Source organism: Nonomuraea rubra (genome assembly GCF_014207985.1).
In the GTDB taxonomy this organism is placed as follows: Bacteria; Actinomycetota; Actinomycetes; order Streptosporangiales; family Streptosporangiaceae; genus Nonomuraea; species Nonomuraea rubra.
In genome coordinates this window covers 7059261-7080519 of record NZ_JACHMI010000001.1, presented here as the reverse complement: position 1 = coordinate 7080519, position 21259 = coordinate 7059261, and the positions used below count along the sequence as shown (strand labels likewise).

Below are 21259 nucleotides of genomic sequence, written 5' to 3'. Positions count from 1 at the left end.
GCTGGAGCTCTGGCGAGCGGAACACGGACGTGCCCATGAGCACGGCGCGTGACCGATGCGGGTCGGCGAGTCGCATTTCTCAGCTTTGAGCGCCGCCCGGTCAGGTGACGAGAGGCAGGAGCGCGACGTACACCCCCAGCAGCAGAGCCGACTCCCTGCGGCTGAGCCGTTTGCCGCGCGCCAGCAGGGCCCAGGTGAGACCGCTGACCCCGGCCATCGCGGCGATGACGGCCGGGGCCAGGGCGGGCGGCGCGGTGCCGGCGAACGCGATGACGGCGCCGCCGGCCAGGCTGTTGATCAGGTTGCTGCCGAGCAGGTTGCCGACCACCAGGTCGCTGTCACCACGCCGCTGGGCCTGGAGGGAGGTGACCAGCTCGGGCAGCGAGGTGCCGAGCGCGACCAGGGTGAACCCCACCAGGTCCGGTGACAGGCCCGCCTGGATGGCCAGCTCGGAGGCGTTGGCCACGAGTAGTTGCGCTCCCAGCAGCGTTCCGGCCAGGCCGAGCAGCGTCCGCGGCACCTCGGCCGCCAGCCTCGGGCGTACGGACGTCTCCAGGTAGTCCGCCGTCTCCGCCGCGACCGGGTCGCCTGGCGCCTGCCGGGCGAAGCGCAGCAGCAGCACCAGCGCCCCGGCCAGGGCCACGACCAGGACGGCGCCCGCGCCGAAGCCGAGCCCCGACAGGGCGGCGATCGCGAACAGCGTGACCGCCGCCACCGACAGCGGCGCCTCCCGCCGCAGCACCGACGAGCGCACGGCCAGCGCCGCCGCCAGCCCGCAGACGCCGAGGATCAGCGTCACGTTGACGATGTTCGAGCCGACCAGCCCGGCCAGCGCCAGGTCGGTCCGGCCCCGCAAGCTCGCCGTCGCGGTCACCACGAGCTCCGGCGCGCTCGTGCCGAACCCGATCACGACCACGCCCACCACGACGGGCTGCAGGCCGAGCCGCTCGGCCAGCCGTCCGGAGCCGAGCACCAGGTGGTCGGCGGCGAGGGCGAGCACGACCAGCCCCAGCACGCTGAGGGCGACCAGCGGCAGCATGCTCAATCCCCCCGCAGGTCACGTCGCTGGAAGGCGAGGACGCCGGCCAGGACGAGGACCATGGTGACCAGGCACAGGCCCAGCAGCGGGCCCGGGTCCACCGGCCCGGGAAGGGCCCGCGGCACGTGCGCGAAGGGCGACAGGCTCCGGATCCGGTCGTCGAGCTGCAGCAGCTCGCCGAGCTGGGCGAGCAGGGCGAACGCGATCAGCGCCGCCCAGGCGAGCGCGGTCAGCCGGGGGAGCAGCCCGAACAGCAGCATCGCGATCCCGGCCAGGGTCCAGGTGGCGGGCACCTGGACCAGCGCCGCGCCGAGCAGCCGCGGCACCTGCAGCGCGGGTTCGCCGATCCTGAGGCCGTGGGTGACCCCGGCGGCCACGCCGCCCGCGGCCAGGATCGCGGCGCTGCCGGCCAGCGCCATGCCGAGGTGGCCGGCCGCCCAGCGCCATCGGGGCACGGCGGTGGCCAGGACGGGGTCGGCCCTGAGCGCCGACTCCTCGCCCTGTAACCGCAGCGTGGCCTGAACGGCGTAGCCGCCGGCGATCAGGCCGAGCACGCTCAGCTCCGCCGCCAGGAACGTGTCGGTCAGCAGGCCCGCGCCGCCGCCCATGCGGGAGAGCAGCGCGGCCAGTTGCGGGTTGTCGCGCACGAGGTCGCCGACGCTGTGGGCCAGCGCCCCGAACAGCGCGCCCCCGATCGTGAACGCCGCCGTCCAGCCCAGGAGCACCCCGCGGTGCAGCCGCCAGGCCAGCGCGACCGTACCCCGTAGGGAGGCGGCGGCGTCGCGCGGGCCGGAACGCGGTGCGAGCAGCCCGGCGCCCAGGTCGCGCCGCCTGGCCAGGAGGGCCGCCAGCCCGGCCAGGGCAGGCCCGGTGGCGGCGAACAGGATGAGCACCCACCAGCGTTCGCCGGCGAAGGCGCGTACCCGCTGGGCCCAGCCCAGCGGCGACAGCCAGGACAGCGCCTCGATCCGGGCCGCGTCGCCGAGGGCGCGCAGCAGGAAGGCCGCGCCGAGGGCCGCGACCGCGACGGCGCTGGCGGTGCGGGCGTGCGCGGTGAGCTGCCCGGCCAGGACGGCGACGCCGGTGAAGGTCCAGCCGGTGCCGCTCACCGCGGCGCCGAAGGCGAGCGAGCCCGCGACCGGCAGCCCCTGCCCGGCCAGGCCGAGCGTGATGAGCACGCCGATCAGCAGGTTCGCGCCCGCGGCCACCAGCACCCCGGAGGCCGGGAGCGCGTGCCGGCCGACGGGGCAGGCGCCGACCAGCTCGGCCCGGCCGCTCTCCTCCTCGGCGCGGGTGTGCCGGATCACCACGAGGATGCTCATCAGCGCGGCCAGCACCGAGGCCATCGTGGTCACGCGCCAGGCGGTCAGGCCGCCGACCGAGGCGGCGTCGTAGACGGGCCCGGTCAGCGCCTGCAACGCGGGCGCGGAGCCGATGGTGACGCCGAGCGCGATGCGCTGGGCCGCCTGCGGGTACAGCTCGGCGATGGCCGAGGCGCTGGCGGTGACGAGCCCGGCGATGACGGCGACCCACGAGGGCAGCAGGAGGCGGTCGCGGCGCAGCGCGAGCCGCACCAGCGCCGGCGTGCCCGTCATCGCTCGCCCTACCAGCGCCGGCGTGCCGGTCGTCGCGAGCCCCGGCGGCGCCGGGGTGGCGGTCATGGCGCGACCTGGTAGTGGCGCAGGAACAGCTCCTCCAGCGTGGGCGGCTGACACGTCAGCGCGCGCACGCCCGAGTCCGTCAGCAGGCGCAACGCCTGCTCCAGGTGGCCCGCGTCGACCTGGAAACGGACCTGCGCGCCCTCGACGGTCAGGTCGTGCACGCCGTCCAGCCGGGCCAGCTCGCCGGGGACCCGATCGAGGGCGGCGGTGATGGAGGTGCGGGTGAGGTGGCGCAGCTCGGCCAGCGTGCCCGTCTGGACGGCGCGGCCGTCACGGATGATGGTGACCTGGTCGCACAGGGCCTCCACCTCGGACAGCAGGTGGCTGGACAGCAGCACCGTACGCCCCTGGGCGCGCTCGTCCCGGATCGTCTCGCGGAAGGCCGCCTCCATGAGCGGGTCCAGGCCCGAGGTCGGCTCGTCGAGGAGCAGCAGCTCGACGTCCGAGGCCAGGGCGGCGATCAGCGCGACCTTCTGGCGGTTGCCCTTGGAGTAGGCGCGGCCCTTGCGGGTGGGATCGAGATCGAAGCGCTCGCACAGGGCCGCCTTGCGCCGCCGGTCGAGGCCGCCGCGCAGCCGTCCGAGCAGGTCGATGGCCTCGCCACCGGACAGCGCGGGCCACAGGACGACGTCGCCCGGCACGTACGCCAGCCGCCGGTGCAGCTCGACCGCGTCCCGCCACGGGTCACCGCCGAGCAGCTCGGCGTGCCCGGCGTCGGCGCGCAGCAGGCCGAGCAGGATGCGCAACGTCGTGGTCTTGCCCGAGCCGTTCGGGCCGAGGAACCCGTGGACCTCGCCGGTGTGCACGTTGAGGTCGAGCCCGTCCAGGGCACGGACCTTGCCGTAGCACTTGACCAGGCTATCGATGAATACGGCAGGACTGCTCGCCATGGGGGGCGCCTCCCTGAAGCCGGTCCGATGTGACGTTGCCGACCAGGCTTCCCGGCGCTCCACCACCGACGGTAACAGCGCCGGATCGGTCCCGCCAGACGTTTCTTGACGGATTCGCTACGGTGGCGCGCCGCCGCCCCGGCCCCAGCGGACGCCATGAGCGTGCCGGGCCACGTTGCCGCCCGCCGAGGCCCGGCTCACCTCGGGCGGCTGATGCGGGCGACGGCGGCGGCGACGCCGTCCTCGGCGCGGACGGGTGCGGCGAGTGCGCGGGCGGCGGGGGCCAGGGCGGTCGCGGCGTCGATGGCGGCGGCCAGGCGAGCCGGGGTGAGGCGGCCGGTGACGGGTGGCGGGGCGACGCCGAGGCGGTGCAGGCGTCCGGCCCAGAACGGCTGGTCGCCGAGGAACGGGCGGACCACCTGGGGGACGCCGGCGCGCAGGGCGGCGGCCACCGTGCCGATGCCGCCGTGGTGCACGGCGACCGCCATCCGGGGCAGCAGCCACTCGTGCGGGGCCTCCTCGATGACCAGCACGCCACCCGGCTCCGCGCCCGGCCGCAGCGCACCCCAGCCGGTGGCCAGGACGGCGCGGCGCCCGGTCAGCCGGACGGCCTCCAGCACCGTGGCGGTCAGCGTCTCCGGGTCGCCGCTGGAGGAGCTGCCGAAGCCGACGTAGACGGGCGGGTCGCCGTCGTCGAGGAAGCGGGCCAGCCGTTCGGGCGGGGTCCAGTCGCCGGGGGCGGGCATGGTCCAGAAGCCGGTGGGGTGGGCGTCGGCGGGCCAGTCGGCGGGTGCCGGGAGCAGGTGCGGGCTCCAGGCGTGCAGGACGCCGCCCGCCTTGACCAGGTCGGCCACCGGGTGGAATCCGTCGCGCAGGCCGAGCGCCCCGGCCCGCCAGTCCCGCACCGTGCCGCGGTAGGGCGCCTCGACGGCGGAGGAGACGCGCCAGGTCGCCCGGTTGAGGGCGGGCGGCACCCGTACCGGGAGGATGGGGGAGGGGAAGGCGGCGGTGGGCAGGTAGAGCGGCAGGAGCAGGCCGGCGAGCGCCGGGACGCCGAGCTTCTCGGCGAGGTAGGGGCCGCCGAGGGACTTGGGGTGGTAGACGACGACGTCGGCCTGGTGGGCGGCGAGCGCGGCCTGGTCGTCGAGCAGGCGGCGGAGCATCGGCTTGACCGAGCGGGCGGCGGTGACGGCGGCGCGCACGCCCTGCCCCTGGACCTTGTCCTGCAGCGCGAGCATCTCGTCGTTCAGCGGCGCGAAGTCCACCCCGCGGGCGGTGGCGAGCGGCTCGAAGCGGCGGGGTGCGGCCAGCAGTGGCCGGTGCCCGGCGGCCAGCAGCCCGTTGGCCAGGGCGAGGTAGGGCTGGACATCGCCGCGGCTGCCGACGGTGATCAGTAGGGGTCTCATCGGGAGTCCTTGAGCTCGTCCCACTCGTCCAGCAGGCGGGGGAAGCGGTCCATCATGAACGCGTACATGTCGCGCATGAGCTCCAGCCGCCGCCGGCGCTCCGGGTCGTCGCCCACCGCGCGCAGTCCTTGCTCGGCCAGGGTGCGGAAGCTCTCGAACTCGGCCATCTTCGCGCGGAAGGCGCGGGCGAAGACGTCCTCGGCCAGCCGGTAGCGGTCGCGCCGCTCGCCGCGTACCCGGAACCGTTCGACGAGGCCCGCCTGCTCCAACTGCCGCAGCGCGACGCTCATGCTGCTCTTGGCCACGGCCAGCGCCTCAGCCAGCTCGGGCGCGTCGGCGCCGGAGGTGTCGGCGGTCAGCAGCCAGCCCATGACCCGGCCTGACGTGCGGCTCAGCCCGAGCCGCTCGTAGAACAGGCCCGCGTCCTCCACGAATTCATCAACGCTCACGAACCGACTATATCGGTTTGTTCGGATGGATCCGAACAGATTAGTCACATGAGGTAGCGCAGCCACAGGTACGGGGCGACGAGCACGACGGTGACCACCGTGACGACCAGGCCGTACTTGGTGAACTGCCAGAAGCTGATCGGCGTGCCGTTCCGGGCGGCGATGCCGAGCACCACCACGTTGGCGGCGGCGCCGACGGCGGTGGCGTTGCCGCCGAGGTCGGCGCCGAAGGCCAGCGCCCACCACAGCACCTGCGCCGCGCCGTTGCCGCCCGCCTGCACGAGCTGCTCGACGATCGGGCTCATCGTGGCGACGTAGGGGATGTTGTCCACGACGGCGGACAGCACGGCCGAGAGGCCGAGGACTCCCATCGTCGTCACCTCGAGCCGGCCGTTCGTGGCGGCGACGGCGGCCCGCGACAGCTCGCCGATGACGCCGGTCTCGACCAGGGCGCCGACCATGACGAACAGCCCGGCGAAGAACACCAGCGTGGGCCATTCCACCTCGGCGATGGCCTGCTCGGTGGTCACCCGGGTGGCGGCCACCAGCACGCCCGCGCCCAGCAGCGCGACCACCGACGGCTCGTAGTGCAGCACCGGATGCAGCACGAACGCGGCCAGCACCAGCGCCAGCACGGCCAGCGACTGCCACAGCAGCCTGCGGTCGGCGATGGCCTCCCGCTCGTTCAGCGCCATCACCTCGGCCGCCCGCTCGGCGTCGTACCGGAACGTCCGGCCGAACAGCAGATAGCACAGGCCGATGAACACCGACATGAGCACGAGCACCATCGGCGCCATGTGGATGAGGAAGTCGTTGAAGCTCAGGCCGCCGCGGCTGGCGATGATGATGTTCGGCGGGTCGCCGACGAGGGTGGCGGCGCCGCCGATGTTGGACGCCATGGCCTCGGCGATGAGGAACGGGATCGGGTTGATCGCGAGCCGTTCGCACACCAGGAACGTCACCGGCGCGATGAGCAGCACGGTGGTGACGTTGTCGAGCAGCGCCGACGCCCCGGCGGTGATCAGCACCAGCAGCACCATCAGCCGGAACGGCCGCCCGCGGGCCCGCTTGGCGGCCCAGATGGCCAGGTACTCGAAGACCCCCGTCTGCTTCAGCACCCCGACGATGATCATCATGCCGAGCAGCAGGAAGATGACGTTCCAGTCGATGCCGGAGTGCTCGGAGAAGAACGCGGCCTCGGCGCCGGTGGCGTGGATGGCCAGCATGATGCCGGCGCCGCCGAGCGCGGCGGCCACGCGGTGGATCTTCTCGGTGGCGATCAGCGCGTACGCGGCCAGGAACACCGCCACGCTCACCCAGGACAGCACGCTCACGCCGCGAGCACCCGCTCCAGCGGCACCTGGGCGCCGGGCAGGACGGTTACGGCGGGGGAGCCGACCATGAGGTCACGCACCGGCACTTCCTTCGCAGGTCCATGGGAAAGGAACTGCCGACCAGACTTCCCGGCGCACCTGTGGGAAACCTATCAAGTGCCGTCAAGATCGCATAGGTGCCCTGCCTGTCTGGCCGGGAGCCGGGAGGTGACGGCGCCCGCCTGGCCCCGCGGACCAAGCTCGGGCCAGGCGGGCGTCGCCGGCATCGGGCTAGGCGCCGCGGGCGGCGTCGTAGCGGGCGATCACGTCGTTCCAGTTGATCAGGCCCCACAGCTTCTCCACGTAGTCCGGGCGGACGTTGCGGTACTGCAGGTAGTACGCGTGCTCCCAGGCGTCGAACACCAGCAGCGGGGTGGTGTTCATGCCGACGTTGCCGTGGTGGTCGTAGACCTGCTCGACCACGAGCCGCCGGCCCAGCGGCTCCCACGCCAGCACGCCCCAGCCCGAGCCCTGCACCGTGGCGGTGGCGGTGGTGAGCTGCTTCCTGAAGGCGTCGAACGAGCCGAAGTGCTCGGTGATCGCGTCGCCCAGCTCGCCGTCGGGGCGGTCGCCGCCGTCGGGTGAGAGGTTCTGCCAGAAGATCGTGTGCAGGACGTGGCCGGACAGGTTGAACGCGTACGTCTTCTCCAGCCCGACCAATCCGCCGAACTCACCCTTGTCGCGGGCCTCGGCCAGCCGCTCCAGGGTGTCGTTGGCGCCCTTGACGTAGGCGGCGTGGTGCTTGGCGTGGTGCAGCTCCAGGATCTCGCCGGTGATCGCGGGCTCCAGCGCCGCGTAGTCGTAGGGCATGTCGGGAAGGGTGTACTGACCCATGACGTCTGTCCTCCAAAACCGCTACTTGCATACTCTTTGCAATAACCATACTCATGCAAGTAGCTCACGTCTTGGAAGACCCTCCGGACGCGTCCAGGATCACCACTGATAGGGCAGGTACTTCCCGTCGAGGGTGATGACGACCCGGTCGCCCGCCGGGTCGGGCACCCGCTTGACGTCCAGCCGGAAGTTGATGGCGCTCATGATGCCGTCCCCGCACTGCTCGTGGATCAGCTCCTTGATGGCCGGCCCGTAGACCTGGACGATCTCGTACAGCCGGTAGATGGTCGGATCGACCGGGACGGCGGACTCCAGCCCGCCACGCGTGGGCTGGAGCTGGAAGGCGAGCGCGACGTCGTCGCCGAGTTCGAGCAGGGCCGCAGCCGTCGCCGCCTCGTCCTTGCTCATCGGATGCTGGCCGAGCAGGGCCGCCGTCGTCCACACCAGGGGGCGGCCGATGGCCTCGGCGAGCTGTTCCCAGGTGACGCCGGTGACCGCCTTGGCGTGGCGGACGGCCTCTGCCGCTTGTTGCTTGGTAACCATCGCTGCTCCCTGGAGATCGCCGGGCGGATGCACGTCCACTGTCCGTCCCCCCGGCCCAGGAGGCAACGACCGGGGCCGGGGGGCGGCCGGTCAGGTGCGGGTGGAGTAGGAGTGGGCGCCGGTGCCGGCCAGGGCCCCGCCCTCGACGATCAGGTACTCCTCGCGGATCGGCGTCCCGTCCAGCCAGGCTTCGAGGATCTCGCGGGTGCCGGCGGCGTAGCGGGCCTGCGCCGACAGCGAGGAGCCGGAGATGTGCGGGGTCATGCCGTGGTACGGCATCGTCCGCCAGGGATGGCCGGCCGGTGCGGGCTGCGGGTACCACACGTCGCCCGCGTACCCGGCGAGCTGCCCGCTGCCCAGGGCGCGGACGATCGCGTCCCGGTCGGCGATCCTGGCGCGGGCGGTGTTGATCAGGTACGCGCCGCGCTTCATCGTGGCGAGCAGCTCGTCCCCGAACAGCCCCTCGGTCTCCGGGTGCAGCGGCGCGTTGATCGTCACCACGTCACAGTGCGGCACCATCGCGGCGGCGTCCGGGTGGAAGGTGAGCCCCAGCTCCTCCTCGACCTCGCGCGGCAGCCGATGCCGGTCGGTGTAGTGCAGGTGCACGTCGAACGGCTTGAGCCGGCGCAGCACCGCCAGGCCGATGCGGCCGGCCGCGACCGTCCCGACGTGCATGCCCTCCACGTCGTAGGAGCGGGCGACGCAGTCGGCGATCCTCCAGCCGCCCTCCAGCACCGTCCGGTGGGACGGCAGGTAGTTGCGGACCAGCGAGAGGATCATCATCACGACGTGCTCGGCGACGCTGATGCTGTTGCAGTAGGTGACCTCGGCGACGGTGATGCCGCGGGCGATGGCGGCGTCCAGGTCGACGTGGTCGGAGCCGATGCCGGCGGTGACGGCCAGCTTCAGCCTGGGGGCGCGGGCGATGCGCTCGGCGGTCAGGTACGCGGGCCAGAACGGCTGCGAGATCACCACGTCGGCGTCGGCCAGCTCGCGATCGAACGCCGAGTCGTCCCCGTCCTTGTCGGAGGTGACCACGAGGGTGTGCCCACGGTCCTCCAGGAAGCGGCGCAGCCCCAGCTCGCCGGAGACGCTGCCGAGCAGGTGGCCGGGGGTGAAGCCGATGCCCTTGGGGCTGGGCAGCGTCTGCCCGCCGGGGTAGCCGGCCAGCTCGGGCAGGCCGTCGCGCGCGTAGGAGGTGGGGTATCCGTCGATCGGGTCGTCGTACAGCACGCACAACACCTTGGCCATGATCTCTGCTCCTCGTCGTCGGGGGGAGTGATCACACTCTCCGCCGGCAGGTTTCCGCAGGTCAAAGCGTTTGTTTCTATCGCTTGATAGGAGCCGGCTATGACAGGTGCTCGCTGGCGAGCCGGTGGAAGACCTCGTGCAGGTCGAGCTCGCGGGCGAGGTCCAGCACGGCCCTGGCCATCACGGGCTCCGGCCCCGCGCCGGGCAGCACGAGCCCGACCCGCGGCTCGCGGGCCGGCCGCTCCAGCCTGACCACCCGCATGCCTTCAGGGACGCCGAACATGTGCAGCCAGGCGTGCGCGATCACGCTCGACCAGCGGTGCGTGGCCACGTGCGCGAACAGCGCGGAGACGGTGTCGGTCTCGATGGCCGGCACGGCCACCGCCCCGGCGTGACGGAAGTTGGCGTCCAGGATGCGGCGATTGCGCATCTCGGGCGTCAGCAGGCACAACGGCAGCGCGGCGACCTCGGCCCAGCGCGCCACCCGCCGGTCGGCCAGCTCACCGTCGGCGGGGGTGAGCAGCAGGTAGTGCTCCTGGTACAGCGGGGTGGTGCGCACCTCGCCGAAGTCCTCCTCCGCGTCGTCGTCCAGGTAGGTCATCGCCATGTCGATCTCGAAGTCGGCGAGCTGGCGCGCGATCTCCCGGGACGACAGGGACGTGAGCATCACCCGTACGTGCGGGTACCGCTCGCAGAACGGCGTGGTCAGCAGCGAGGCGGCGGTCAGCGCGGTCGGGATCGCCCCCATGCGCAGCGTGCCCGACAGCCCCTCGCGCATCCGGGACAGGTCCTGGCGCAGCGCCTCGGCGTCGGCCAGGATGCGGTGCGCCCACAGCACCACCCGCTCGCCCTCCGGGGTCAGCCCGGCGAAGCGCTGCCCGCGCCGGACGAGCGGCACGTCCAGCTCGCGTTCCAGCTTGCGGATGGCCGCCGAGAGCGACGGCTGAGAGACGTGGCAGGCCGCGGCCGCACGGGCGAAGTGGCGCTCACGGGCCAGGGCGACGAGGTACTCCAACTGGCGCAACAGCACGTCACAGGATGCCGCGCCCGTACCTTTCCCGTCCATCCCCCCGCGGGCCGCGGTGCGAGGCCGAAGGAACCCGCCGGCGGGAGGTGTAGCGTGCCCGCTGTGATAGTCGGACGCTCCGCCGAGCAGTCGCGGATCAATCGCCTGGTGGCCGAGGCGAAGGGCGGTCGCAGCCGGTCGCTGGTGCTGCGCGGGGAGGCCGGGATCGGCAAGACGGCGCTGCTCGACTACGCGGAGAGTGTCGCCGGCGGCATGCGGGTGCTCCGGGTGGTGGGGATCGAGTCCGAGGCCGAGGTGGCGTACGCCGCGCTCCAGCTGATGTTCATGCGCGACCTCCACCTGCTGGACACGCTGCCCGGCGCGCAGGCGGAGGCGCTCAGGGCCGCGTTCGGGGCGAGCAGCGCCCCGGTCGAGCGGATGCTGCCGGGCGCGGCGGCGCTGTCGCTGCTCTCCGAGCTCGCCGGCGAGCGGCCGCTGCTGTGCCTGCTCGACGATGCCCAGTGGTTCGACCGGTCGTCGATCGAGGCGCTACTGTTCGCGGTGCGCCGCCTGCACGCCGACCCGGTCGCCACCATCTTCGCCGCCCGGGACGGGGACCCCGGCTTCCCCGCGCCCGGGGTGGAGAGCCTCACGCTGCCGAGGCTGGGTGCCGCCGACGCCGCCAGGCTCGCCACGGCCGGAGCGGCGCTGCCGGGCGAGGTCGTCGACCGGATTCTCGCCGAGTCCGGGGGCAATCCGCTCGCCATCGTCGAGCTGGCCGCCCATGCGGGCGCGGCGCCCGCGGTCCCCGCGCCCGTCGCGCCGCTGCCGGCCGCCGGACGGCTCGACGAGCACTTCCGCCGGCAGGTGCGGGCACTCGGCGAGCCGGCCATGACGGTCCTGCTCCTGGCCGCGGCCGACCACGGCTCCGCCCTGTCGACCCTCATGGCCGCCGCCGCGGAGTTCGGGGGCGACGCGGGCGACTTCGAGCCGGCCGAACGGAGCCGGCTCGTCCACGTGAGCGCCGACGGCGTCGTCTTCCGGCATCCCCTGATCAGGGCCGCGGCGTACCAGGAGGCGCCCTTCGCCCGCCGGGTCGCCGCGCACCGGGCCCTCGCCCGGGTGCTGACCGATCCCCGCGAGGCCGACCGGCGCGCCTGGCACCTGGCGGCCGCCGCCGGCGGGCCGGACGACGCGGTCGCGGACGGTCTGGAGCAGGTCGCCCAGCGGGCGACGGGACGCGGCGCGGTGGCGGCCGCGGCCTGCGCCCTCGCCCGGGCGGCCCAGCTGACCGGCGCACCGGCCGTCCGCGGCAGGCGGCTGGTCGCCGCCGCGCGGGCGGCGTACGACGCCGGGCAGCTCGACCGGGCCGCCGAGCTGGCGGACGCGGGCGCCGAGCTGGCCGAGGCGCCCGGCGAGGTGGCGCAGGCCGGCTGGATCCGCGCGCAGGTGGCCTACGAGCGTGCGTCGCCGGGCGAGGCGGTCCGGCTCGCTCTGGAGGCCGCGGCCCCGGTGCTCACGACCGAGCCGGACCTCGCCGTCTCGATCCTGACCGAGGCCACCTGGTGCGCGCGCGACACGGCCGACCCCGCACTGCTGTACCGCTGCGCGGACCAGCTCCGATCTATCCCGCGGAGCACCCTGCCGACCGACGGGCCGACCGACGGGCCGACCGACGGGCTGGTCGGCGGGCTGGTCGGCTTCGCGGACCTGCTGTGCGGCGACACCGCGGCGGCGGTCGAGCCGATGCGCGCCGCGTTCCTCGCCGCCAGGGACAGCGACGGGAGAGCCACCCTGCAGCGGTTGAACGCCGCGTTCATGGGTCTGCTGATCGGCGAGGACGAGCCGGCCGTGGCGATGCTCGACGCCCACGTCGCCGAGGTGCGCAGCCGCGGAGAGCTGGGCTGGCTGCCCTACACCCAGGAGCCCCTGGCACTCGCGCAGCTCGCGACCGGCAGGATCCGCGACGCCGACAGCAACGTCACGGAGGCGATGGCACTGGCCGGGGAGCTGGGTCAGGAGCTCGAAGTGGTCGTCCTGTCCGCGACGGCGGCCTGGCTCGCCGCGGTCCGGGGCGACAGCGCCGGCGCCGAGCGGCACGCGGCAGGCGTCCTGGACGATCCGCGGCGGCACGGCATGGCGGCCGCGCAGGCCACCTGGGCACTCGGGCTGGTCGACCTCATGGGTGGCGACCCGCGGCGCGCGCTCGATCGGCTGGAGGCCGCCTGCGAGGGCCCGCCCGGCCGCGACCTCATGGTCCGCGCGATCCCCGACCAGCTGGAGGCGGCGGTGCGGGCCGGGGACACCACCCGGGCCCGCCGGTTCCTGCCGGGGCTCGCCGACTGGGCGGCGTACACCGGGAGCCCGGTGGCCTCCGCCCTCCTGCTGCGCTGCCAGGCGCTCCTCGGCGACGAACCGGCCGCGGACCAGCGGTTCGAGGAGTCCCTGGCGGCCGGGAGCTGCGGCCCCTACGATCAGGCCCGGACCCGGCTGGTGTTCGGCGAGTGGCTTCGCCGGCACCGGCGGCGCATCGCGGCCAAGGAGCAACTCCTGGAGGCGTACCGGACGTTCGACCGGATCGGCGCCCATGGCTGGCTGCCGCGCGTACGCGCCGAGCTGACCGCGCTCGGCGAGACCGCTCCGGGAGAGGCCGGGAGCGCCGGCGGGCTCACCCCGCAGGAGCTGCAGGTCGTGCGGCGCGCCGCCCAGGGCCTGAGCAACCGGGAGATCGCCGCCGAGCTGTTCCTCAGCCCGCGCACGGTCGGCCACCACCTCTACAAGGCCTATCCGAAACTGGGCGTCAGGCGACGGGCCGAGCTGGGGCAGCTCGACTTATGACGGCCGCCGCCCGCCCGGTGCCCGGCGGCTCAGCGGCAGTCGTTCGACCGATGCGGGCGTCCCGGGTGGCTCCCTAGCCTCGAACGCATGGGAAAGGTCGTCATCCACAACCAGATCACCGTCAACGGCGCCTTCGAGGCGCCCACCCCCGAGGATTGGCTGGAGCTCGACGCCGACAGCGGTGACGCGGGCCTCGAGCAGCTGATCCTGGCCGACGCGCTGCTGCTCGGCCGCAAGACCTACGAAGGGCTGGCCGCCGTCTGGCCGCACCTCGGCGAGGACCCGTCGATGGGGCACTACGCGGAGCGGATCAACGGCATGCCCAAGTACGTCGCCTCGCGCACGCTCGCCGGATCGCTGGGCTGGAACGCCACCCTCATCGAGGGCGATGTCGTCCAGGCCGTCCCGGCCCTGAAGGAGAAGCACCGGGGCAACCTGATCGTCTCCGGATGCGGGGAGCTGGCGCACACCCTCGCCCGGCACGGTCTGGCCGACGAGTTCTGGTTCTGGGTGAACCCGCACCTCTGGCCGGCCGGGCCGCGGATCCTCGACGGTGCCGGTCCCATCCGGCTGCAGCTGGTAGCGGCCACGCCGTACCGGTCCGGGGTCGTCTGGCTGCGCTACCGGCCGGCCGCGGGCTGAGGAGGGTTCATGACATGACACGTTTCAGCAGGAATCGACGGAGCACTTGGAGGTGCAGATGGACACATCCGCGTACGTGAAGGCCGTGGTCGAACAGACGCGCACGCTCGCCGAGTGGGTGGACGGCAAGGACGCGACGGCGCCCGTGCCGACCTGCCCGAAGTGGACGCTGGCCGATCTCGTCGACCACGTCGGCGGGACCCAGCGCATGGTGGCCATGCTCGTGGGTGAGCGGATGAGCGAGCCGAGCAGGGCGTACGCCGGTTACGTCCCCGGACCGGCCGATTCGGGGCAGTGGCGCGACTGGCTGGCCGAGGGCGCGGCCGAGGCGAAGCGGGCGTTCGACTCGGCCGACGACGACACGCCGGTGTGGGATCCGTCCGGCGGCGCCGCGGGCGTGCCGTTCTGGTCACGCCGGCTGTTCGGCGAGGTCTGCGTGCACCGGGCGGACGCGGCCGCGGCGCTCGGACTGCGGTACGAGCTGGCGCCGGAGCTCGCCGTCGCGGCCACCGAGGACTGGCTGGCGACGATGACCTCCCGCGGCTACTGGGAGAACAGGCCCGACTTCGCCGCCGCGATGCGCGGCAACGGCCAGACCCTGCACTTCCACGCGACCGACGCGCCCGGGGAGTGGGTGGCACGCCGGGAACCGGACCGGGTCGTCCTGGAACGCGCGCACACCAAGGCGGACGTCGCGGTACGCGGGCCGGCCGCCGAACTGCTGCTGGTGCTCAGCAGGCGCCGGCCGCTGGGTGCGGCCTCCGCGCTGGAAGTGCTGGGGGACCGGGCGCTGTTCCAGCTCTGGATCGAGCACATGGACTGGGTCACCGACTGATCTGAGTCCTCCCGGGGAGGCTCGTACGACCCGATACCTTGCCACGTAAGGTATCGGGTCGTACTGTGGTCTCATGTCCGAGGACACCGAGCTGCCATCGGAATCGGCGACCATCGCCCGCCTGCGGCGCGAGCTCGCCCGCGGCACCACCGAGCTGGCCGTGCTGTCCGTCCTCGGCGCTCGCCGTCGATACGGCTACGAGCTGATGAAAGTGCTGCGGGAAACGGGCGAGGGAGTCCTGCGGGTCAAGGAGGGCACGCTCTACCCGTTGCTGCACCGGCTGGAGGACTCCGGCCACATCGCCGCGACCTGGGAAGCGGAAGGGCGGGCCAGGCCGCGCAAGTACTACGTCATCACGCCGGAGGGTCGCACGTACCTCGCCACGCTGCGCGCCGAGTGGAGCGGCCTGGTCGACGGCATGCGACAGCTCCTCGACACACTCGGTGAGGTGCGGGAATGAGCAACGAGCAAGAGATCATCGACGATTACGCGGAGCGGGTCGGGCGCCATCTGCTGGGCTCGTCCCGGGACAAGGCGAAGGCGGAGCTCGGCGCGCATCTGTCCGACGCGGCCGAGGCGGGCGAGCTGGAGCACTCCCTGAGCCGGCTCGGCACGCCGAGAGAGGCGGCGGCCACGTTCGCCGGCTTAGCGTCGGCGCCGCCCGCTCCCATGGACGTGCGGCTGGTCGCCGTCGTGATCGACAACCTGCCGCTCGTCGGCGTCACGCTCACGCTGCTGGTGCGGGGCATCGCCCGGATCGCCGAGCTGGGCAGCGGCTTCTCGCTGGCGTTCCCGCCCTTCGTGTACGTCAAGATCGGTGAGGGGTGCGTGGCCGTCGGGCCCACGCAATGCGACGTCTACGGCTACGCCGGGCTCCTCTACACCGTGGGCGTGCCGCTGGCCCTGCTCTGGTCGATCGTCGGCCTGGGGCTGGTGGAGGCCTGGACCGGCACGAGCCCGGGCAAGCGCCTGATGGGACTGTGCGTCGTGACCGAGACCGGGCTGCGCATCCACCCGGTCACCGGCATCGTCCGGCGGCTCAGCCTGATGCTGGGACCGATCGCCTGGCTGGACTGGATACCCGTCGCGTGGGGCGACCGGCGCCGGGTGCTCGACCACCTGACCGGCAGCAAGGTCGTGCGGGCGGAGCGGTAGCCGCTACCCGAGCTGCTCCGCCAGCCCGACGATGAGGCCTTCGGGGCCGCGGACGTAACAGAGCCGGTAGCTGTCCTGGTACTGCTCCAGCTCGCCGACGAGTTCGGCGCCATGGGCGCGCAGGCGGGCGACGACGTCCTCGATGTCGTCCACCGCGAACATGATGCGGCGAATGCCCAGCGTGTTCACCGGCGCGTCCTTCGGCTCCGTGCTGATCGCCTCCGGCCGGTGGAACTTCGCCAGCTCCACCCGGCCGTGTCCGTCGGGGGTCCGCAGCATGGCGACGTCCTGCCGGACGTCGTCGAGCCCGATGACGCGCTCCGCCCAGCGTTCGCCCTCCAGCGGGCCCTTGCCCTCCAGCTCCATGCCGAGTTCGACGAAGAACGCGATGACGGCGTCCAGGTCGTCGACCACGATGAGGACGTTGTCCATGCGCTGAATCGCCATGCTGGTCTCCTTGGTGTGGTGCGGCCACGATGGCCGCATGTGCCCTGGGACGGAGCCGACAAGCCATTATCGACATCGGCTTCTGTACGGACGGTTCTGAAGTCACGGAAGCAGGGGTCGAGCCCGCCGCCCGTTCGGCGGCATCTCGGCGACCGCGTCGGGTGCGAGAACGTCCTGCTCCTCACGCTGGCGTGCGTCCTGGCGCTCGCCCGCCGTACCACCCATGATCGTGAGAAGGCCGCCGCGCAGCCCGCTCCCGTCCGCAACCGATAGGGCAACCTCGTGCAACTCGACGCTCTGTTCACCAACGGCCGCTTCACCACCCTCGACCCGCGCCGCCCCACGGCGCACACCGTCGGCGTCTTCGCCGGGCGCATCGCCGGCGTGGACGAGGAGGTCGCGCACTGCACCGCGCGGCAGGTCCACGACCTGGGCGGAGCGCCCGCCGTACCGGGGTTCAACGACGCCCACCAGCACCTCAGCCTGCGCGGCAGGCGGCTCCTGGAGCTGGACCTGCGCGCCGAGGCCGCCCCCACCCTGGACGCCCTCTACGCGGCCGTGGCGAAACGCGCCGCGGAGCTGGAGCCGGGCGCCTGGATCCACGGCTCCGGCTACGACCAGAACAAGCTGGGCGCCCACCCGGCGGCCGAGGCCCTGGACGCGGTCGCGGGCGGCCGGCCGGTCTGGCTCGAACACGTCTCCTGCCACATGGGCGTGGCCAACACCGCGGCCTTCGAGCTGGCCGGCTACCCCGGCGGCCTGGGCGTGCCGGACGTGGACGGCGGCCACGTCGAGCGCGACGCAGCCGGCCGGGCCACCGGGCTGCTCCAGGAACGGGCCCAGCCCCTGGTCACGGGGACCTTCCGGCCTCTGCCCGTCGAGACGATCGTCGCCGGGATCGCCGCCGCCAACACCGTGGCCGTTTCGGAGGGCCTGACCAGCTTCACCGAGCCCGGCATCGCCGCCGTCGGCGACATCGGGCACGGCCCGGTCGACCTGCACGCCTTCCACCTGGCGGTCGAGCGCGGCCTGCTGAACGTCAGGGCCACGGTCATGCCGTACCTCACGGTCCTGCACGACCTCGGCGTGTTCGAGCCCGGGAACACCTGGTTCGGGCTCGACCTGGGGCTGCGCAGCGGGTTCGGCGACGACCGGCTGAAGGTCGGCGCCACCAAGGTCGCCACCGACGGCTCCCTGATCGGACGCTCGGCCCACATGTGCACCGGCTACCACGACGAGCCGGACAACTCCGGCTTCCCGCTGTTCGACCCGGACGAGCTACGGCACATGATCGTCGAAGCGCACCGCTGCGGCTGGCAGGTCGCCGCGCACGCCATCGGCGACGCCGCCATCGGCCTCGCGCTCGACGCCTTCGCCGCCGCCCAGGCCGCCCACCCGCGCCGCGACCCCCGCCACCGCATCGAGCACTTCGCCGTCGCCACCGGTACCCAGGTGGAACGGCTGGCCGCGCTCGGCGCCATCGCCGTCCCTCAGGGACGTTTCCTGACGGAGATCGGCGACGGCATGATCGCCGCGCTCGGCCCTGAGCGGAGCGAACGCTGCTACCGCATGCGCAGCCTCCTCGACGCCGGGGTCGTCCTGCCGGGCAGCAGCGACGCGCCCGTGGCGCACGGCAGCCCGCTGCTGAACATCCACGACATGGTCAACCGGCGCACCGCCTCCGGCGCGCCGCTCGCCCCTGGCGAAGCCCTCACCCCCGAGCAGGCGCTGCGCGCCTACACGATCGGCTCCGCGTACGCCGAGCACGCCGAGGACCGCAAGGGGACGCTGGCCCGCGGCATGCTGGCCGACTTCGCCGTGCTGTCCGACGACCTGCTCACGGTCGCGCCCGACCGCATCGCCACCCTGTCGGTCGGCGCCACCGTCATCGGCGGTGACGTCGTCCACGACGACGGCGCGCTCGCCTGATCGTCTTCCCGGGTGGTGAGCCGCAGGGGCCCATGTTCGGCGTGGTCCAGCCGATCCGAGCAGGTCGAGGGCGATGCCGACGTGTCGTCGTATGCGGGCTTCGAGCAGGTTGGTGCCCACGTGAGGCACACGGAGGTGGCCGGGGGTCAGGAGTGCCGGTGAGCTCTTCCTGGACAGGGAGCCCGGCAGCCACAGTGACGCCTGCCCATGATCACGCCCGGGTGGAACGCTTGAGAGGACGAGGGGATGGCGCGACGTGCAGTCGGGAGAAGTGCCGGAACGCTGGTGGTGGCGCCGGCTCTCCTGGTGGCAGGCACGTGCCGGCACCCGCCCGCGGTGATGGCGACGACACCGGCCCACGCAGGCCAACCAGCCAGGCAGGCATCCGCCGCAGCGGTCCCACCGTTCGGAAGTGAACTGCGCGGACCGTTGAAGGGCCACACCCGGGGCATCAGCGCGCTCGCGATCGGCGAGCGCAGCGACGGCACTCCCGTCATCGTCTCCGGCGGCGAGGACGGCACCGTACGGATGTGGAACCTCGACACGGGCCGGCCCTAGGGCAAACCGCTCAGAACCGGGCACGAGCTCGTCCACGCCGTCGCCGTCGGGAAGCGCAGTGACGGTACGCCGGTCATCATCTCCAGCGGCGAGGGCCGCAAAACGGTGGCACTCCACATGTGGAACCTGAACACCGGCAAGTACATCGGCAAGCCCTGGTGGGGTCACCATTCCGGTGTCACGGACATCGAGGTCACCCATCGCGCCGATGGAACGCCCGTCTTCGTGACCGGCACCACCGACTCAAGGGTGCGGATCTGGAACCTCGACACGCGTAAACCCGTCGGCAAACCGCTCAACACCTGCTTCAACTGCACGGTCTACGGGCTGGCGATCGCGGAGCGCGGCGATGGGCAGCGTGTCGTGATCTCGGCAGTGGCTCGGAATTTCCCTCTGGACGACGGAAGCCCACCAGCGACGCTGCGCATCTGGAACCTGGAGCCGGGCCGGCCCCTCGGGGAGCCGCTGACGCCTGAAGGAGACGCCTACCATGTCGCCGTCGCGGCGACCACTGACGGCGACGGCACACCGGTCATGGTCTCAGGTGGCGACGACCGCAACGTGGTGGTGCGCGGCCTCGACACCGGCCTGCCCCTTGGCGGCCCCTTCACCGGTCACACCGGCACCATCAGCGCCCTGGCCGTGGGCACACGCGAGGACGGCACCCCCGTCGTCGTCTCCGGCAGTCTCGACGCCACGATCCGGATGTGGAGTCTCGCCTGAGCAACCCGTCGCTCCGCGCCTCAGCCCCATCCTTCATGCCCCCTTGGCTTCTCGCCGGCAGGCAGGGTCACCAGGGCGCCGGCAGGTCGGCTCGTACGGCCTCGGTTGTCGGGTGCGGTAGGAGCCGGTGCCCGGGAGGAGGTCGGCGTGGCCTCGGCGCGCACGCCGGAGAAGACGGGAAGGGCCGGATGGGCGTCCTTCAGGTACGTGTCGAAGAACGCGAGGGTATAGGCGTTGATGATGGTGTGGGCCCGTTCTGCCCCGATGGGGCCGGAGAAACCCAGCATGCCGATGAGCGGCGACCAGGCGGTCGCGTCGGTGTAGTCGAGGTGGAACGTGTCCGGCATGGTGATGAAGTAGCCGTCGGCCGGACGTTTTTCGTAAACCGCTCGCATGGTCGTCTGGTGCTGCTCGATCTCGGCCTCGTCCCAGCCCTCGCGGCGCATGGTGGCGGCGTCCCTGGTGAGCCACATGGCAGGGGTGCGCATGCCGTCACGCACGACGTCGGCGGTCATGCGGGCGTCCATGACGAGACCGGCGCGCAGGCGGGGCTCCAGGTTGGCGGCCAGGGGAGCGACGATGCCGCCCAGCGACACGCCGAACACCCCGGCCCGCGCCACGTCGAGCCGTCCGGTCAGGACCCGGCGAGGGTCGGCGCGGTCGAGGTCGCGCAGGCGGTCCAGGGCGAACGGCACGTCGCGGGCGAGATGCGGGATCAGCCCCTCGGGGAACGCGCGGCCGTGAAGCACGGGAGGCGTGGCCGCCGGGGTGAGACTCTGTTCGATGAGCGCGCTCATCCGGTCCCGGGGCAGGGCCTGCACGGTGCGCCCGCCGGGGAAGGTGACCGCGGCGGCGGTGTACGGCTGGTCGAGCGCGGCGACCACGTACCCGTGTGAGGCCAGTTCCTCGGCCTGGAACGTGTTCGACTGACGGAAGCCCTGTGCGCCGGTCAGGAAGACCAGCACGGGGTGCCGGCCGGGAGCGGCGGGCGCGTCGGCGACGGCGTTGGTGCGTACCTGCCGCAGGTGCTGGAAGGTGACTCCGGGCGCGCCGAGCAGCCGGGCGATGCCGTCCGTGATGGGGCCGTCCTGCACGTACGAGGCACGCGGCGCGGACGGATCGGCCTGGGCCGGATACCAGATCTGCGCCATCAGCTCGCGCGGCGCCCGTGGATCGGGGCCGAGGATCTCGCGGCGGGAGTGGTCGGTCCAGTGGTAGGTGAGGGTGCCGACACCGTGAGGGCCGGTGGGACGCGGGAAGCGGAACACGGGCAGCAGCAACGGCACCGCCACCACGACCACCATCACGACCACCATCACGACCACCATCGCGACCGGCCCGAGCACGGTCCCCGCCCGCGGCCGGGCCGGCCGGAGTCGCGGAAGCGCTCGCACGGTGGTCACCGCGCGGCGTGCCCACAACCCCGTCAGCGCCGCTGCCAGCGCGTACGCCGGCGCCATGGGCCACCGCGCCCCCTCCACCAGCACCTGCGCCACGACCGCAACCGGAATCGCCGGCGCGAACACTGCGGAGACGCGCACCGGCCGGAACGCCAGACCGAGACACGCCAGCGCCTCCGCTACCACCAACCCGATCTCGAACGGCCTCATCGGCGCCTCCTCGTCCTCATGCCCCGCACTATATGTCAGCTACCGCCTAATTGGCAGTAGCTGCCAGTTT

Annotated in this window: 20 protein-coding genes; 8 read left to right on the top strand and 12 right to left on the bottom strand. The window is 73.0% G+C overall.

Annotated elements, in window-relative coordinates; translation table 11 throughout:
* Positions 1-100: 100 nt before the first annotated feature.
* The 10 genes from HD593_RS63690 to HD593_RS32275 form a co-directional block, all read right to left on the bottom strand.
* The gene (locus tag HD593_RS63690) at positions 101-1039 is read right to left on the bottom strand and encodes a sodium:calcium antiporter (RefSeq protein WP_185105740.1); all 939 of its coding nucleotides are present in this window, start codon (positions 1037-1039) and stop codon (positions 101-103) included.
* Positions 1040-1041: 2 nt separating this feature from the next.
* The gene (locus tag HD593_RS32315; RefSeq protein WP_221525103.1) at positions 1042-2700 is read right to left on the bottom strand and encodes an ABC transporter permease; all 1659 of its coding nucleotides are present in this window, start codon (positions 2698-2700) and stop codon (positions 1042-1044) included.
* Positions 2697-3590 (bottom strand): ABC transporter ATP-binding protein, encoded by an 894-nt coding sequence (locus HD593_RS32310; protein WP_185105739.1) that lies wholly within the window; start codon positions 3588-3590, stop codon positions 2697-2699. The genes HD593_RS32315 and HD593_RS32310 overlap by 4 nt, the downstream gene beginning before the upstream one ends.
* Positions 3591-3787: 197 nt before the next feature.
* Entirely contained in the window at positions 3788-4996 is a 1209-nt protein-coding gene (locus HD593_RS32305) for a glycosyltransferase (protein WP_185105738.1), read from the bottom strand.
* On the bottom strand, positions 4993-5445 hold the full coding sequence (locus tag HD593_RS62080) for a GbsR/MarR family transcriptional regulator (RefSeq protein WP_185105737.1): 453 nt from the start codon (positions 5443-5445) through the stop codon (positions 4993-4995). The genes HD593_RS32305 and HD593_RS62080 overlap by 4 nt, the downstream gene beginning before the upstream one ends.
* 44 nt (positions 5446-5489) lie before the next feature.
* A complete protein-coding gene (locus HD593_RS32295; RefSeq protein WP_185105736.1) occupies positions 5490-6779 on the bottom strand; it encodes an ArsB/NhaD family transporter in 1290 nt (429 codons plus the stop codon).
* 270 nt (positions 6780-7049) lie between these two features.
* A complete protein-coding gene (locus HD593_RS32290; protein WP_185105735.1) occupies positions 7050-7652 on the bottom strand; it encodes a superoxide dismutase in 603 nt (200 codons plus the stop codon).
* Between the two features lie 99 nt (positions 7653-7751).
* Complete coding sequence (gene cynS / locus HD593_RS32285; RefSeq protein WP_185105734.1) at positions 7752-8195, bottom strand: cyanase; 444 nt, start codon at positions 8193-8195, stop codon at positions 7752-7754.
* 90 nt (positions 8196-8285) lie between these two features.
* Complete coding sequence (locus HD593_RS32280) at positions 8286-9446, bottom strand: NAD-dependent formate dehydrogenase (RefSeq protein WP_185105733.1); 1161 nt, start codon at positions 9444-9446, stop codon at positions 8286-8288.
* Between the two features lie 97 nt (positions 9447-9543).
* Positions 9544-10476, bottom strand: coding sequence for a LysR family transcriptional regulator (locus tag HD593_RS32275; protein WP_185105732.1), 933 nt, complete (start codon positions 10474-10476; stop codon positions 9544-9546).
* Between the two features lie 99 nt (positions 10477-10575).
* On the opposite strand from HD593_RS32275, the gene HD593_RS32270 reads away from it, so the two are divergent.
* From HD593_RS32270 to HD593_RS32250, 5 genes are all read left to right on the top strand, one after another.
* Positions 10576-13290 carry an AAA family ATPase gene (locus HD593_RS32270; RefSeq protein WP_185105731.1) on the top strand — a complete coding sequence of 905 codons (2715 nt, stop codon included), beginning with the start codon at positions 10576-10578 and terminating at the stop codon, positions 13288-13290.
* Positions 13291-13377: 87 nt separating this feature from the next.
* Positions 13378-13932, top strand: a complete 555-nt coding sequence (locus HD593_RS32265; RefSeq protein ID WP_185105730.1) for a dihydrofolate reductase family protein — start codon at positions 13378-13380, stop codon at positions 13930-13932.
* 58 nt (positions 13933-13990) lie between these two features.
* On the top strand, positions 13991-14767 hold the full coding sequence (locus tag HD593_RS32260) for a maleylpyruvate isomerase family mycothiol-dependent enzyme (protein ID WP_185105729.1): 777 nt from the start codon (positions 13991-13993) through the stop codon (positions 14765-14767).
* Positions 14768-14840: 73 nt separating this feature from the next.
* Positions 14841-15227, top strand: a complete 387-nt coding sequence (locus HD593_RS32255) for a PadR family transcriptional regulator (RefSeq protein WP_185105728.1) — start codon at positions 14841-14843, stop codon at positions 15225-15227.
* Positions 15224-15922: an RDD family protein gene (locus HD593_RS32250; RefSeq protein ID WP_185105727.1), complete on the top strand. Its 699-nt coding sequence runs from the start codon at positions 15224-15226 to the stop codon at positions 15920-15922. The genes HD593_RS32255 and HD593_RS32250 overlap by 4 nt, the downstream gene beginning before the upstream one ends.
* A 3-nt stretch (positions 15923-15925) precedes the next feature.
* On the opposite strand, the gene HD593_RS32245 is transcribed toward HD593_RS32250, so the two are convergent.
* Positions 15926-16354 carry a VOC family protein gene (locus HD593_RS32245; protein WP_221526196.1) on the bottom strand — a complete coding sequence of 143 codons (429 nt, stop codon included), beginning with the start codon at positions 16352-16354 and terminating at the stop codon, positions 15926-15928.
* 297 nt (positions 16355-16651) lie between these two features.
* Between HD593_RS32245 and HD593_RS32240 the strand changes: the two genes are divergently transcribed.
* The 3 genes from HD593_RS32240 (at position 16652) to HD593_RS32235 (ending at position 19579) form a co-directional block, all read left to right on the top strand.
* The gene (locus HD593_RS32240) at positions 16652-18298 is read left to right on the top strand and encodes an amidohydrolase (protein ID WP_185105725.1); all 1647 of its coding nucleotides are present in this window, start codon (positions 16652-16654) and stop codon (positions 18296-18298) included.
* Between the two features lie 429 nt (positions 18299-18727).
* Positions 18728-18856 carry a hypothetical protein gene (locus HD593_RS63685; RefSeq protein WP_281402485.1) on the top strand — a complete coding sequence of 43 codons (129 nt, stop codon included), beginning with the start codon at positions 18728-18730 and terminating at the stop codon, positions 18854-18856.
* 117 nt (positions 18857-18973) lie between these two features.
* Positions 18974-19579, top strand: coding sequence for a WD40 repeat domain-containing protein (locus HD593_RS32235; RefSeq protein WP_185105724.1), 606 nt, complete (start codon positions 18974-18976; stop codon positions 19577-19579).
* Between the two features lie 20 nt (positions 19580-19599).
* On the opposite strand, the gene HD593_RS32230 is transcribed toward HD593_RS32235, so the two are convergent.
* Positions 19600-21189: an alpha/beta hydrolase family protein gene (locus HD593_RS32230; protein ID WP_185105723.1), complete on the bottom strand. Its 1590-nt coding sequence runs from the start codon at positions 21187-21189 to the stop codon at positions 19600-19602.
* Between the last annotated feature and the right edge of the window lie 70 nt (positions 21190-21259).

What these genes read in the sequence shown, in the direction of transcription:
- HD593_RS32235 (WP_185105724.1), top strand. Translation starts at nt 18,974, where the DNA reads ATGTGGAACCTGAACACCGGCAAGTACATCGGCAAGCCCTGGTGGGGT.
- HD593_RS32290 (WP_185105735.1), bottom strand. Translation starts at nt 7,652, where the DNA reads ATGGGTCAGTACACCCTTCCCGACATGCCCTACGACTACGCGGCGCTG.
- HD593_RS32245 (WP_221526196.1), bottom strand. Translation starts at nt 16,354, where the DNA reads ATGGACAACGTCCTCATCGTGGTCGACGACCTGGACGCCGTCATCGCG.
- HD593_RS32265 (WP_185105730.1), top strand. Translation starts at nt 13,378, where the DNA reads ATGGGAAAGGTCGTCATCCACAACCAGATCACCGTCAACGGCGCCTTC.
- HD593_RS32280 (WP_185105733.1), bottom strand. Translation starts at nt 9,446, where the DNA reads ATGGCCAAGGTGTTGTGCGTGCTGTACGACGACCCGATCGACGGATAC.
- HD593_RS32260 (WP_185105729.1), top strand. Translation starts at nt 13,991, where the DNA reads ATGGACACATCCGCGTACGTGAAGGCCGTGGTCGAACAGACGCGCACG.
- HD593_RS32255 (WP_185105728.1), top strand. Translation starts at nt 14,841, where the DNA reads ATGTCCGAGGACACCGAGCTGCCATCGGAATCGGCGACCATCGCCCGC.
- HD593_RS32310 (WP_185105739.1), bottom strand. Translation starts at nt 3,590, where the DNA reads ATGGCGAGCAGTCCTGCCGTATTCATCGATAGCCTGGTCAAGTGCTAC.
- HD593_RS32305 (WP_185105738.1), bottom strand. Translation starts at nt 4,996, where the DNA reads ATGAGACCCCTACTGATCACCGTCGGCAGCCGCGGCGATGTCCAGCCC.
- cynS (WP_185105734.1), bottom strand. Translation starts at nt 8,195, where the DNA reads ATGGTTACCAAGCAACAAGCGGCAGAGGCCGTCCGCCACGCCAAGGCG.
- HD593_RS32250 (WP_185105727.1), top strand. Translation starts at nt 15,224, where the DNA reads ATGAGCAACGAGCAAGAGATCATCGACGATTACGCGGAGCGGGTCGGG.
- HD593_RS32230 (WP_185105723.1), bottom strand. Translation starts at nt 21,189, where the DNA reads ATGAGGCCGTTCGAGATCGGGTTGGTGGTAGCGGAGGCGCTGGCGTGT.
- HD593_RS63690 (WP_185105740.1), bottom strand. Translation starts at nt 1,039, where the DNA reads ATGCTGCCGCTGGTCGCCCTCAGCGTGCTGGGGCTGGTCGTGCTCGCC.
- HD593_RS32315 (WP_221525103.1), bottom strand. Translation starts at nt 2,700, where the DNA reads ATGACCGCCACCCCGGCGCCGCCGGGGCTCGCGACGACCGGCACGCCG.